We start from the raw sequence: 13,862 nt of genomic DNA on the forward strand, positions 1-13,862 counted from the left end.
AATGCAACTTATTCTTAGTATTATAAAAGATTATGGAGTAATTCTAGGATCTATATTAACAGTATTTCTTACATCTATATTGGTGACGCAACGAAATGAAATTAAAAAAAACCGGAAAATTATAGCTGAAAGTCTTACAGGTTCTAGTGGTGCACTTTATATCTCTATGAAGAATATATTAAATAGAAGTAAAGTATCTGATCTATCAAGAGAATTAGATGCGTTTTTTGAGAAATATGCGAATGATCACGCTTCTATTGTTAAGTTAAAAGACAAGCGTATAATCATACAATTTCTTGAATTAGAAGAGCTATATTATGATTATTTGTTAAATGAAAATAGTGAAAAGTTAGATGAATTTATGATAAAGTTCGTTGATTTAAAAAATGCGATAGAAAAAGTATTCTATGCGGAGCACAGAGTTGTTAATAAGGACATGCAATGGCATTTAATCGTTGAAAAAACAGGGAATATTTGGTTTAGATTGTTTTTGAAATGCTATAAATTTATAAGTCACACGATTATCTTTTCTGTCACTTTAACTGGTTTTATGATGTATTTAATTATATCGGATAAGTTGCTTAAAAATTATTACTATGAAAATATATATGATTTTGTTATAGATAGCTTTATGATTAGTGTTTTGCTTTTTTTACCCATTCTAATAATTAATTTAGCAATTTTCCTAAATGATGAGGAAAAATCGATTTGGTTATATAAATTCTTTAAATTTTTAATCCCAAATAAGTTAGTTCGGAAATTGCCGTTTTTAAGAAGGTTCACAGAAGGTGATGAAAAAGTAAGGAATGAAAAAAAAGCCTCAAAAGAATATGAAAATAAGTACAAAGGACGCTTTACAATGAAAGGAGGTGAATGAATTGCCACGCGAATTGATAAATGCGAAGATCACACACGTTTCATACGTGGATAAGGCTGCTAATCAAAAGCAGTTTTTTTTCGTTAAGTCAGAAAAAGAAAATGACTTTCAAAAAGAGATCAAGGTCATTGCGAAGGCTGATGATGCGCAGCGTCTTGTGTATGGTATTGTTTATGAACCAAACGTAGCAGATGCACATGGAGACTATATGACGCCGGAAGAAATCGAAAAAGCTGCTCACGGATTCTTGAAAGATGCACGTGAGATCGATAAGCAACATGATTTTCAAGGCGGTGTCGGGGAAGTCGTTGAATCGTACATTGCTCCGTCTGACTTTGAAATGGGCGGTGAAGTGATCAAGAAAGGATCGTGGGTCCTTGTGACGAAGGCTTCGGATGAAATTTGGGAGCAGATTCAAAAGGGTGAAATCACCGGATATTCAATGGCCGGAACAGCGGATATAAGAAAACAAGAGGATCACAAGCCAGCTTCTGATGAGAAGGGGCTTTTTTCTTTGCTTAAAAACTTCTTTTTATCAAAAGGAGAAGTAAAGAACAGATACGACAAAGGCCGCATGCGTCGTGAGTTTTGGGCGGCACAAGATGCACTGAATTCCGTTTTGTATAAATGGGATTCTTACGACGATGAAGACTTGGAGACTGATCCTGAAAAGGTGAGGGCAGCACTGCAAGACTTTGTGGAAATTACACAAGAGATTTTGCTTACTGATGACTTAGCGGGGATCCAAACTGATCCACCTGAAGCTGTCGCAAAAGCAGGTAAAAAGTTTTCAGCTGCTAACTTAACGGAATTGAAAAATGCAAGAGCCGCTATCGACAATCTGTTGAGTCAAGCGGAAGAGAAGGAGGAGAACGAAGAAGTGAAAAAAGAAGATCTGCAAAAGATGCTAGATGACACAATTGCACCGGTTGTAAAACGACTTGAAGACCTTGAAAAAGGAGAAAGCGAGCAGCAACCTGATCCGCAAGAAAAACAAATTGATGAAGAGGTCGCAAAAGAAATGGCCGCAGCTGTAGAAAAGGCGTTGGCTCCAGTTGTTGAAAGAGTCGAAGCGCTTGAAAAAGCACGTCCGCAAGGTAATGGAGTAGGGGATGCACAACAACAAGACGTACAAAAATCTAATTCAGTATGGGACGGCTTACTTTAAGCCTAGATAGGAGGAACTAACGTGAGGAACCAAGATGTAATTAATAAAGCAGAAATGACGCTTGCTAGTTTAAAAACTGGCGGTCTCATGAATCCAACCCAATCCAGTACATTTATTCGTATGGTGCAAAATGCACCAACACTGCTACAAGATGCACGTGTCATTCCGATGGAAAGTGATTCGCAGAAAATTGAAAAGATCGGTTTTGGCCAGCGGATTCTTCGTCCTGGTCAGGAAGGTGTAGGCTTAACTAATGAACAAAAGGCTGCGCCAACAACAAGCACTGTTCAGCTAACTGCGAAAGAAGTCATCGCAGAAGTGAATATTACGTATGACACGCTTGAAAACAACATCGAGGGTGATAACCTACAGAACACCATTATGCAAATGCTTGCTGAGCGTGCAGCCGTTGATATTGAAGAATTGATTTTGAATGGTGATACGAAATCTAGTGATGCATATCTAGCACAACTTGATGGTATCCGCAAACAAGCGGAATCTCATATCGTAGATGTAGCTGGTGAACCACTTACACGCCAAGTGTTTAAACAGGGATACAAAGCTGTTCCCTCTAAGTATTTGCGTATTCCACAAGAGTTCCGATTCTATACGTCCCCAGGGCAAGAGGTCGAATGGAAAGACAAAGTGGCAGATCGTCAAACGAATTTAGGGGATGCAGCTGTACAAGGCGGACTATCCTCTGCATTCGGTGTTCCGGTCAAAGGAATTGCAAACATGCAGCCATATGATGAAGACGGCACAGATGTTTCTGACATCTTGTTGACTCATCCAAAAAACATCATATTGGGCTTTTCTCGTAACATCCGCATTGAAGTTGATAAGGACATCCGCAGACGTAAATTCATCATTGTGTTAACTGCGAAGCTAGACAGCAAATTTGAGGAAGAGGATGCTGTTGCTAAGATCATCAAGGTCAAGGAGTGATCAATATGTATACAGCGGTTTTGATCAAGGGAAAGACATACTCTGTTATGGGTCATGTCTTTCTTTTAAATCAGGAAAAAGAGATTGAGAAAAAGGTTTTTCAATATCTCAATGGTAATGAGTTCTTTGATTCTAAGCAGCTTGATGTTCCTGCTGATGATCCAAAAACGGATGATCAACCAAAAGAAGATGATAAGTCTGTGAAAGAGGAAGAAGAACCAAGAGAGGCTGAAGAAGAACCGCAACAAGAAGAAAAAATCTACACTGAAGCTGAACTGAAAGGCATGAACAAAATTGAACAAGAAGCCATTGTTATTGATCTTGGCGGCGATCCGTCTCAACTCAAAGATAAGAGTGAAAGAATTGCCTATATCCTCGAGCATCAAGAAAAAACAGGAGAGTAAGGCCGATGCTGATCTCTCCTGAAGATGTTAGGGCATATACAGTATTCGAGAGCGTGAAAAACCGCTCAGATGAATTATTGGAAAGTGACATCATTGAGGCTGAAGCTGAGGTGTTTAAGATCGTAGGTCATGATTTCACAAGTGAAAAATATCAGCCGCTTCCTGAAAAGGCGAAGATCGCATTGATTAAAATGGCGCAGTTCTTCGCACTGATCAACGGGGATGAATCAATCATAAAGGGTTATAAATCTGAAAAGATTGGCGATTACTCTTATACACTGGCAGACGGGAACGCCGTTTCAAAACCAGATGTGTATAACCTGTTGATAGATTTCATTGAGCCAGGAGAACCGCCAGAAGATCCAGGCAGCATCAAATTAAGGTTGAGATCGCTATGAGCTATCAATCGTTATTAACGGATCGATGCGATATATATCACTTGCAAACAGAGCAGCTGTCAAAAGATCGCTATGGAATACCTGTCCAAGATGCGCAGCCGGTCTTTTCATATCCTGATGAGCCTGATCAAGTTGCGCAGCCATGTTATTTTACGGAGAAAAACCAATCCATCACACAGCAGGAGCCAAACGCAACCATTCACCAATCGTACCTTGTTCATTTTCCTAGTAATACCGATGTCCGCCTGAACGATAAAGTGGTATGGGAAGGTGTGACATTGAAACTGCAAAAGCCCAGACGGATCAAAAACCATCATATTGAGGTGGTAGCGATGAGGAGTGAAAGCCTATGAGGATTGATGGTCTTGATCAATTCATTGAGGATTTGAACGCAGCTGTTAATGGCGGCTTGCAAGCTGAATATGAAGAATGGTTGGAAGCGATGGGTTATGAGTTCCTAGACATCGTTCAAGATGAAGTTATCCGAACAAAAACGGTGGATGCTCGCCGTTTGCTCAACTCATTCCAAAAGGGAGACCAAGAAAACGTATTTTCTATGAGCAGCGGTGGTCTTACTCTTGATGTTGGGACCAACTTAGAATACGCATCGTACACAAACGATGGCCACTTTACAATTGATCCTAGTAAAAATCAAGACAGACGATGGGTTCCTGGTAGGTGGGTTGGGGACAGATTTGAATATGACCCAAATGCTGAAACAGGGATGCTCTTGAAATTTCAATGGGTTGAGGGCAGCGGCTATTGGGACAATGCGTTGGCTATCTTTGAACAGATGTTTGAACAATCATTGGACCGCAAGCTGCAGCAATGGATCGATGAACAATTTGGGCGGTGATGGAATGAATCAAGAAGTCGGCTCCATCATGCATTATTGTTACAAGCGGTTTCCTGTGAAAGTCTACGAAAAGAAAATTCCGGAACAGTTCCAGGTCCCATCGATGTACTTTCCGGCAGCTTGGGTCAATACAAGAAACGATACTTTTTCAACGTTTCTCAAAACATACACGCTGCATATTAAAGTGTTTCACAAGGACTCTGGACAGGCTCATGATGCAGCTGAATCGATTGTAGATGCCTTGTCAGCTGATCGGAATATCATTCAGATGGTCAGTGAAGAAGGTGAACCGCTTGATGATTATGTTCGCATTAAGAGGGCAGAAACTAGGAATGGTGATCAAGGCGTGGCAACAATTGTCCTCACATGGGATAGTGCCTATTGGTACAACCGAGATGAGCAACCGAGCCTAGACGACATAAATTTTTCAGACGGGGTGATAAAAAGTGGCCAAGAATAAAAATGAATCACAGGTGAAAGAAGAGAAAGCCGCACCAGTTATTCCTAAAGAAGCGGCATTTTCATTTGAAGCCTTAAAAGAGCACAGTAAGGATCTTTTTGGGGTAAAACCAGAAATCCTTGAAGGTGCTCTTTTTTATATCAAAGATAAACCAATTACAAAAACAGAAGCAAAGAAGCAGATTGATGCTTTTTTGTCTAAGGAGGTTTAAGCATGAATGGAGGTACTTTCACACCAGGTACAGAAAAGAAGCGTCCTGGTATCTACTTCAATTTCAAAACCACAGCACAGCAACGTATCACGTTAGGTGATCGCGGCACCGTTGCACTTCCAATCACGATGAGTTGGGGTGAACCTAAGACGTTTCTCTCTATTTCAGGAATCGAGGACTTAAATAAAAAAGTCGGATTAAACATCGATGATAAGTCACTCCTTCTTTTCCGAGAAGCGAAGAAAAAAGCACAAACGGTTTTGCTTTACCGCCTGAATGAAGGTGAGCCAGCAAAGGCTCAGATCAGCGAGAATTTCAACGTTCTTGCTAATTATGGTGGACAGAAAGGGAATGAGGTCACGATCCAAGTCACTGAAAACGTATTGGATAGCTCCAAGCGTGATGTGGTGACATACGTTGGTACAGACATTGTTGATAAGCAGGTTGTCACTGATGTCAAAGAGCTGAAGCAAAACAAATATGTTTCGTTCTCTGGTGAAGGTGAAGTGACGATTACCGCTGGTGTAACACTAAGCGGCGGGAAAAATGGTGTGCCAAGCGTGGCAGATTATACAGCCTTCTTAGAAGCAGCTGAAACAGAATACTTTGACGTAATTGCTCTGCCTAATAACACTAGCGAGCAACTAAAAGCGACATTTGCGGCCTTCGTCAAGCGTCTGCGTGATGACCAAGGTCGTAAGGTGCAAGGTGTTTTACCGAACTATGAAGCTAATCACGAGGGAATCATCAATGTCACAAGCGGTGTGCTGCTAGAAGATGGTACAGAGATCACACCAGCCAAAGCAACTGCATGGGTTGCCGGTGCATCTGCAGGAGCCAACTTCAATCAGTCACTGACCTTTGTGGAATATGAAGGGGCTGTTGATACATTAGAGCGTCTTGATAATGATCAAGTTGAATACCGTTTATCACAAGGAGAGTTTCTTTTCACTTTCGATGCAAGAGACCGCACGGTGAGCGTTGAAAAAGATATTAACTCTTTGACAAGCTTCACGGTTGAAAAGAACAAGACATTTGCTAAAAACAAGATCATTCGTGTGCTCGATGCGATCAACAATGATCTCACACGTGAATTGAAGGATTTAATTAAATTACGCAAAGCAAATGGCAATGACATTCCGGCATCGGATGATGGTCTGCAGCTGGTGAAAACACTCATCACGCAATATCTCACGCAGCTCCAAGATGGATCTGGAATCACTGGCTTTGATTCTGAAACGGATATCACGATCGCTTTAAATGAAGATCGTGACGGTTTCTTGATTGATCTAGCTGTTCAACCTGTTGATGCAGCTGAAAAATTCTATTTCAATGTAGAGGTGAAATAAGATGGCTTTTAAAGCGCAGAATACCATTTCAGGTAAGGAAGGGCGTCTTTTTCTCGATGGCGAGGAATTGGCGTTCATTAAAACGTTTGAAGCGAACGTGGAGAAGAATAAATCAGAAGTTAACGTTATGGGCCGTCGTATGACCGGTCACAAGACAACCGGTGCGAATGGGACCGGCACAGCGACTTTCTATAAAGTCACATCACGTTTCGTTCAGTTGATGTTAAATTACGTGAAGAAGGGACAAGATCCGTACTTTACGATTCAAGCTGTACTGGATGACAAATCATCCGGCCGCGGCACAGAGCGTGTCACATTGTTTGATGTGAACTTTGATTCAGCTAAAATCGCGGGGCTTGATGTGGATTCAGAAGCACTGGAAGAAGAGGTTCCTTTCACGTTTGAGGACTTTGATCTTCCTGAAAAGCTGAAGGATTCATTCTAAAAAAGATAAAAAAAGTAACACTTTTTTGTTTAAAAAATTATCGTTATGTTATAATGATAACAATAACAATAACAATAACAATATTAGTAATGATACTATGTTTACATGCAAAGCAATTTGCATACAATAAAAAGAAGCCAGGATGCGTCAACATCCCGGCAATGTACAATGAGGCCCTTCAAGGGGCTGGCTTATCAATTAGATAGTTTTAAGGATAGACTTTCCCTTCAACCGTCCAAAGCTCAAGGGGAGTCTATTTTTTGTTTATATACGTCAACAAAGCAAGGATAAACATCCCGAATAAAAGCATTAGGGAAATCGCTTGGAACGTTGACATGAGCATCACCCCCTTCCTATCGGGGATGAGCCAGACACCCTTGAGCAAGCCGTTCAATTGTACGAATTATATTATACATGAAAAGATTGGAAAGCACATTCAAAAATTGGATGTGCTTTTTTGCATTCAAAAAAACAAATCAAAGGGAGTTTTTAAACATGAGCGAAAAACAAACAAACAACGTATATGATCTTTCATTCTTTATGCCAGGACAAACAGCTGAGACAGAGGAAATCAAATCAATCATTTCAAAGCGCTTTGTTGATAAAAAGGGTGAAGTGATTCCATTCGTATTCAAAGCCATTACAACTGAGCGCATCGATGAGCTGGAGAAAGAAAACACGACTTATAAAAATGTCAAAGGTCGTGGACGTGTGAAAGACTTGGATTCTCAACGCTTCTATGCACGTATTGCGGTTGAATCAACTATTTATCCTGACTTTAAGTCAAAAGAATTGCGCGAAGCATACAACACACAAGATCCAGTCGAAGTGGCAAAACGTGTCCTGTCTGTCGGCGGTGAATATGCGAACTGGTTAAACAAAGCCATTGAGGTCAACGGGTTTGAAGATGAAATTGAAGACTTAGAAGACGCAGCAAAAAACTAATAAAAGACGGGGATAAAGAGGCTGTGTATCTGTATTACTGCATGCATGAGCTTCATTATTCCCCGTCCCAGCTTTTAGAGGTCTATGAAGCACCAAGACAATTCAAATCATTCCTATTTGGACTCATCAGGCACAAACTAGAAGTTCTTGAAAAGGAATCGAAGAAAGGGGGATAAGACATGGCTCATTTAACAGCTAGGTTTGATTTACAAGACCGGATCACGCGTAAATTGCGTTTGATTAGAGGAGATATGGAGAGGCTTGATAGATTGCGCCGCAGATCAGAGCGGCCAATCACATTGAGAGTAAGAGACAATGCCACAATCGCATTAAGACGTGTGCAGCGATTTGTTTTGCGTGATCTTGCGCGAACATATCAGCTGACCCTGGATGTAAATGATCTGGCCACAAAAGCATTGCGAAAGTTCAATGGTTTCATACAACGTAAGATGCCGCGTACTCATAGTGTGTTGATGCGCATCAAGGATCAGGCAACACCAGGGCTTGTCCGGTTACGTCGTTACATCGATCGAAAGTTTGGCAAAGTAGAACGGTTTGCCATAACGGTTCATGATCGGGCGACTGCGGGGATCAGACGTATTGCATCATATGCAGCGCGTCAGCTTGGCCGGGGCTACAGCTACACTATTAGAGCCGTTGATATGGTCCGGCGTACAGTCAGCCGTATAGCGTCTTATACTCGGAACACGTTAGGGACTGAATACAGGGTGGCGATTAATGCGATTGATCGTTTTACCGCTCCAGTACGTGGAGCTGTCTCATTTGCAAATACCCACTTGGGACGGACTTACACAACCACAATCAAGGTTCTTGATCTTATCACAAAGCCATTGAGAGGGATCGTGTCAGCTGTCACCAGCACACTTGGGCTGCTTGGAGTAGGAGCCGGTGCAACAGGTGGTATTGTCGTGCCGCTCAAAATGGTTGCGGATCGCCAGAACATGACCACGGCTTTTGAAACACTGCTCGGCAGCAGAGGAAAAGCAGATGCACGTCTGGACGAGCTGACGGCCTTTGCTGGTCAAACGCCATTTACTCGTGATGAGATTTTCGAGTCAAGTCGTGTCCTTCAAGTATTTACAGGCAATGCTCTTTCTACGACTGAAGGTATGAAGCTAGTCGGGGACGTTGCTGCAGGTGTTCAGCGGCCGTTCTCAGAAGTTGCGCTATGGATGGGGCGTTTATATGACGGCATTAAATCGGGGCGTCCTATCGGTGACGCAACGGCAGCGCTTCAGGAAATGGGGGCAATCTCTGGTGATGCTAGAGGTAAGCTCGAAAAACTTGCAAAGAGCGGCAAAGACATAAAGCAAACATGGCCAGAAGTAACAAAAGAGTTTGGCAAATACAACGACATGATGATCAAAATGTCGGACAACTTGGCCAACTTATTTCTGGGTGTCAAATCATTCATCAACAACAGCATCCTGATGCCTTGGGGTAAAGGACTTGCAGCTGCGTTCCAACCTGCGTTAGAAGCGTTCAGGACATGGCGTGGGGAATACTCCTTTGTGCTGACTGATCTATCAAACAAAGCTGAAAAGGCTGGTAAAGCCTTTGCGAAGAGCTTTTTAAATCCGACCAAAAGCGTATTCGGATTTATTGGTGATCAGTTCAAAATTTTGTTCCCAGGAGAAAAACTCTCCAAGAAGCAGACACAAGAACTGAAGGTCAAATTTAAAGACAATCCTAAGTTGAAGAAGCACTTTGAACAGCTAGAAAAATACAGAAAAATGGACTTTGAAACTCGGTGGAAGCTCGTCTTAGATAATACAAAAGACGTCTTTGGCGAATGGTGGGAAAAGACAGGAAAGCCTGGTCTTTTCAAAATGGCCGAGAATGTCGGGAAGACTTACGGTGGCATCATAAATGGCGTGATCAACGGTCTGCTTGGTATTGATGACAAATCATCTGAGGACAGTTTCACTGATGCAGGAGCCAAAGCAGGAAAGATATTCATTGAATCATTTTTAGAAGCTCTTGATCCTGTGCAATTAGGAATTCGTATTGCCAAGAAGATAGGTGAGATCAACTGGAATGCCCTTACTGGAGAAGGCTCAATTGCTGGTGCACTGATTGCCAATGCATTTGCACTCGCATTCCTTGGAAAAGTGGCCACTTTATTAAAGCCGCTTAAATCCATCCTTTCAGGAGCCTTTGCTGCCTACAAATGGGGAAAAGGTTTAAGAGGAGGAATGGGAGCAGGAACGAGCGGCGGTGTAATTGGAGGTTCTGGAGGAGCAGGGAGATCGCCAAGGAACCAACGACCTCCTGAATATCGTCAGCCTTGGATCAATAGAGGTGAGCCGGTACGTCCAACAACGCCAAACCAAGGGCGTGGCGGTGAATTCTTAGGAAATCTCGGTAAAGGTGCAAAGAGCATCGGAAAACGTATTCCTATTCTCGGTACACTGATTGCAGCCACCGAGTTAATTGGTATGAACAATGATAATAAAGGCGAGAAGATCGGTGGGTTCACAGGAAATCTAGGAGGCGGTATCGGTGGAGCGGCAATCGGAACAATGATCGCCCCTGGAATTGGAACAGCAATCGGTGGAATCTTAGGGAGCATCTTTGGCGGTGATCTTGGCAAATGGATTGGAAAGATGTTCGACAATGGAACCATCAAGAAGAAATGGAACGAGATCGTCAAATGGTCAGAGGATGCAATCAAGTGGATTAAAGATACATGGAAAGATATTTCTACTTGGTTCAATGACAACGTGGCTGAACCAATTGGTGGTTTTTTTGAAAAAGCATGGACAAAAATTAAAACCACTTGGGAGAAAGTCTCTAACTGGTTCATGGAAAAAGTATTCATACCTATCTATAACTTTGTTGTACCAATCATCAACTTTGTTGTTGGTGTTTTTGTTGTTGCTTGGAACATTATTAAAACCATATGGGGTGTTGCATCAACTTGGTTCATGGAAAAGGTATGGAAACCATATGGTCAATATGCAGTAGAAGCCATTGGTGTGGTATGGAATAAACTTGTTGATACATGGAATTGGATCAAAGAGACATGGGGAGTATTGTCTGAGTGGTTTAATGAATATGTGTGGACACCATTTAAGACATATGGCATTCCAGCTATCATGTTTATCTGGAATCTATTCAAAGGTACATGGAACTGGATTAAAACAACATGGGTGATACTTGCAGCTTGGTTCGATGAGTATGTGTGGCAGCCGTTTAAAACTTACGCTTTACCAGCCATTATATTCGTTTGGAATCTATTTAGAAACACGTGGAATTGGATTAAAACTACGTGGGAAAAACTCTCTACTTGGTTTTATGAAAACGTATGGCAGCCATATAAGAAATATGCGGAACCAGCGATTACCTTTGTGTGGGAAAAGTTTCAGGATGCCTGGAGAATTATCAAGGGTATTTGGAAAACAGTGAGTACATGGTTTGAAAAATATGTTTTTAATCCGCTAAAAGACCATGCTGAAAGGTTAACGAGCACATGGAAAGGCTTATTTGACATTGTTGGGAATGTAGTCGGTAAAGTTAAAGAAATTAGTGGAAATGTATTTCATATCTTTGAGAAAAAAGGAGAAGAAAAAACAGGCCTGAAAAAGAAAGAGAAAACAGCAAATAACGCCACCGGTGGTTATATCACAAAACCAACACTTTCATGGATCGGCGAGGCAGGGAAAGAATTTGTCATACCAACTGAAAACAATAAAGGTCGAGGGAAGATGCTACTTGCTCAGGCTGCTTCACATCTCGGAATGTCTGTTGTGCCAAACGGTGCATCAACCTCTCCAGCAAGCTCATCTTCTCCAATGAGACCGGCGGCTGCGTCATCAGTTTCCACGTCTGCAAGTGGATCGGTATCAATTGGGGATGCGGGCAACGCATCAAAATATGGGGAACAGTTCACGTCTGAATTTGAGAAGGGACTAAATAATAAAGTCATCTCAATGGAGCAATGGAAACAAGCTAATATCAAGCAACCATTTACTCAAATTCAGACATCGACTCCGCAGTATGGAGCGCAAACTGTCACCGGCTTTGCTGCAGGTCAAAACATGACACCAACTGGCACAGGTCAATTCTTAGATCAAAATGTAAAACAACCTTTCTTATCTGCTCGACAAGAGTCACCTACTTGGGGGGCTGGACTGATTGACGCATTTAATAGCGGCATGAGGTCAAAAGGAAGTGAAGTGACACAAGCAGCCAAGGACATGGCCAAGAAGGTAGAACAGGCGTTTAGGGAAGAGCTAGACATTCATTCTCCTTCACGTGTCATGATGAGTCTTGGAAAATTTGCATCGATAGGAGTCGTCAAAGGTCTTGATTCAGTTGACGTGAAGAAATTCGCAGAGAATCAAGCCGGTTCCTTAATCGCTGCATTTAGCGGAATGGGTGCATCTAACTTGAGTGTTCAACAATGGCTCATGGCTGCTTTAATGGCAACCGGCACATCAATGAGCTGGCTGCCTGGATTGATGACCATCGCGCAGCATGAGTCACGTGGAAACCCGAAAGCAATCAACCTATGGGATTCAAACGCCAAGAGAGGAACGCCGTCTAAAGGATTAATGCAGACCATTGATCCGACCTTTAATTCTAACAAGGCAAGCGGCATGAATGACATCTGGAACCCGATCCATAATGCTGCAGCTGCTATCAATTACATCAAAGGCAGATATGGAAGTGTCTATAATACGCCTGGATTGAGAAGCATCAGAAATGGTGGACCATATAAGGGGTATGCAAACGGTGGTCTAATCACGCAAGAACAAATCGCTAGAGTCGGTGAAGGAAACAAGCGTGAATGGATTATTCCTGAAGAGCGTGGCATACGTGGTCGCTACTTGTTGGCTCAAGCTGCACAGGCTTTAGGAATGGACGTATACGATCCGGCCACTGCTGCATCATCTGAGCTTTCACAAGGGCAGGTGCAAACAGTAACAGCTGGCACAGCAAATGCACCGTCTGCTTCAGGTGGATCAAAACAGATCATCATTAATTTTAATGGTGAGCAGCATTATTATAATGGCCAAGACGCAGAAAACCTTGCAGAGAAGATCAAGCAGATGCTCATTGATGAGTTAGAGAATGAAATCAACACAGGAACGAAGGGAGTCGTGATCGATGGCTAAATCAAAATATCAATTGTGGATTTCGCAAGGGAAGGACAAATTACGATTCCCTGTTCTTCCTGAGAAATTGGAACTCAATAACAACGTACAAAATGAAACGGTAAAGGTCGCCTCTTTTGGCGAGCTCACATTCTTGGATGTACCAGGGGCTCGCCAAATTTCATTTACAGCCTTTTTTCCGAAGAAGTATACACCGATCGCTGAATATAAAAGCATTCCATCACCAGAGAATGCAATTGCCAAAATAGAGCGGTTCATGAAGTCAAAAAAGCCTGTACGCTTTATCGTTACTGGAACCAAAATCAATATGCAATGCAGCATAGAAAGCTTCAATCACAATGAAGGTACGTATGACGTGGGCGATCGTGAATTCACGCTGCAGCTGAAAGAATACAAAACAGCATCACCTAGAAAAATCAAACGGAAAGCCAAAAAGAGCAGCAAAAAACGCAGCTCAAAAGGCGCACCAAAAGTGTACACCGTTAAAAAGGGTGATACATTGTGGGATATTTCTGGCCGCTTCTATGGTGATAGTACAAAATGGCGCCGCATTTGGAATGCGAATAAAGCCGCGATGATCAAACGAAGTAGACGCAATATTAGACAACCAGGGCATTGGATTTTCCCTGGTCAAAAATTAAAAATACCACAATAGGGGGGCTG

At 42.2% G+C, this 13,862-nt stretch carries 16 protein-coding genes; 15 read left to right on the top strand and 1 reads right to left on the bottom strand.

Going from position 1 to position 13,862, the window contains the following annotated elements; translation table 11 throughout:
- The first annotated feature begins 1 nt into the window (after position 1).
- Genes NSQ64_RS09665 through NSQ64_RS09715 form a run of 11 tightly spaced genes read left to right on the top strand, consistent with a single transcriptional unit; the run spans position 2 to position 7,113 of the window.
- Positions 2-877 (top strand): hypothetical protein, encoded by an 876-nt coding sequence (locus tag NSQ64_RS09665; protein WP_341016188.1) that lies wholly within the window; start codon positions 2-4, stop codon positions 875-877.
- A 1-nt stretch (position 878) separates the two neighbouring features.
- Positions 879-2,045: an XkdF-like putative serine protease domain-containing protein gene (locus NSQ64_RS09670; protein ID WP_341016190.1), complete on the top strand. Its 1,167-nt coding sequence runs from the start codon at positions 879-881 to the stop codon at positions 2,043-2,045.
- Between the two features lie 21 nt (positions 2,046-2,066).
- A complete protein-coding gene (locus tag NSQ64_RS09675; RefSeq protein WP_341016192.1) occupies positions 2,067-2,990 on the top strand; it encodes a phage major capsid protein in 924 nt (307 codons plus the stop codon).
- A gap of 5 nt (positions 2,991-2,995) precedes the next feature.
- Complete coding sequence (locus tag NSQ64_RS09680) at positions 2,996-3,394, top strand: YqbF domain-containing protein (RefSeq protein WP_341016194.1); 399 nt, start codon at positions 2,996-2,998, stop codon at positions 3,392-3,394.
- Positions 3,395-3,399: 5 nt separating this feature from the next.
- Positions 3,400-3,792: a protein YqbG gene (gene yqbG, locus NSQ64_RS09685; RefSeq protein WP_341016197.1), complete on the top strand. Its 393-nt coding sequence runs from the start codon at positions 3,400-3,402 to the stop codon at positions 3,790-3,792.
- Complete coding sequence (locus NSQ64_RS09690; RefSeq protein ID WP_341016198.1) at positions 3,789-4,145, top strand: DUF3599 family protein; 357 nt, start codon at positions 3,789-3,791, stop codon at positions 4,143-4,145. The genes yqbG and NSQ64_RS09690 overlap by 4 nt, the downstream gene beginning before the upstream one ends.
- Positions 4,142-4,648, top strand: a complete 507-nt coding sequence (locus NSQ64_RS09695; protein WP_341016201.1) for an HK97 gp10 family phage protein — start codon at positions 4,142-4,144, stop codon at positions 4,646-4,648. Before NSQ64_RS09690 ends, NSQ64_RS09695 begins: the two co-directional genes overlap by 4 nt.
- Positions 4,649-4,652: 4 nt before the next feature.
- The gene (locus NSQ64_RS09700; RefSeq protein ID WP_341016203.1) at positions 4,653-5,108 is read left to right on the top strand and encodes a phage portal protein; all 456 of its coding nucleotides are present in this window, start codon (positions 4,653-4,655) and stop codon (positions 5,106-5,108) included.
- Between the two features lie 40 nt (positions 5,109-5,148).
- A complete protein-coding gene (locus NSQ64_RS09705) occupies positions 5,149-5,319 on the top strand; it encodes a hypothetical protein (RefSeq protein ID WP_260980780.1) in 171 nt (56 codons plus the stop codon).
- A gap of 2 nt (positions 5,320-5,321) precedes the next feature.
- The gene (locus NSQ64_RS09710; RefSeq protein WP_341016204.1) at positions 5,322-6,668 is read left to right on the top strand and encodes a phage tail sheath family protein; all 1,347 of its coding nucleotides are present in this window, start codon (positions 5,322-5,324) and stop codon (positions 6,666-6,668) included.
- Position 6,669: 1 nt separating this feature from the next.
- Positions 6,670-7,113: a phage tail tube protein gene (locus tag NSQ64_RS09715; protein WP_034282378.1), complete on the top strand. Its 444-nt coding sequence runs from the start codon at positions 6,670-6,672 to the stop codon at positions 7,111-7,113.
- A gap of 253 nt (positions 7,114-7,366) precedes the next feature.
- Here NSQ64_RS09715 and NSQ64_RS09720 read toward each other — a convergent pair whose 3' ends face one another.
- Positions 7,367-7,456, bottom strand: coding sequence for a putative holin-like toxin (locus NSQ64_RS09720; protein WP_074041930.1), 90 nt, complete (start codon positions 7,454-7,456; stop codon positions 7,367-7,369).
- A gap of 152 nt (positions 7,457-7,608) precedes the next feature.
- On the opposite strand from NSQ64_RS09720, the gene NSQ64_RS09725 reads away from it, so the two are divergent.
- The 4 genes from NSQ64_RS09725 to NSQ64_RS09740 are packed head-to-tail and all read left to right on the top strand — an operon-like array spanning position 7,609 to position 13,854.
- Positions 7,609-8,058: a phage tail assembly chaperone gene (locus NSQ64_RS09725; protein ID WP_047946069.1), complete on the top strand. Its 450-nt coding sequence runs from the start codon at positions 7,609-7,611 to the stop codon at positions 8,056-8,058.
- 29 nt (positions 8,059-8,087) lie between these two features.
- Positions 8,088-8,234, top strand: a complete 147-nt coding sequence (locus tag NSQ64_RS09730) for a hypothetical protein (protein ID WP_341018277.1) — start codon at positions 8,088-8,090, stop codon at positions 8,232-8,234.
- 3 nt (positions 8,235-8,237) lie between these two features.
- The gene (locus tag NSQ64_RS09735) at positions 8,238-13,199 is read left to right on the top strand and encodes a transglycosylase SLT domain-containing protein (RefSeq protein WP_341016209.1); all 4,962 of its coding nucleotides are present in this window, start codon (positions 8,238-8,240) and stop codon (positions 13,197-13,199) included.
- Complete coding sequence (locus tag NSQ64_RS09740; protein ID WP_073979144.1) at positions 13,192-13,854, top strand: LysM peptidoglycan-binding domain-containing protein; 663 nt, start codon at positions 13,192-13,194, stop codon at positions 13,852-13,854. Before NSQ64_RS09735 ends, NSQ64_RS09740 begins: the two co-directional genes overlap by 8 nt.
- Positions 13,855-13,862 lie beyond the last annotated feature (8 nt).

Source organism: Bacillus sp. FSL W8-0183 (assembly GCF_038006825.1).
Lineage (GTDB): Bacteria > Bacillota > Bacilli > Bacillales > Bacillaceae > Bacillus > Bacillus altitudinis.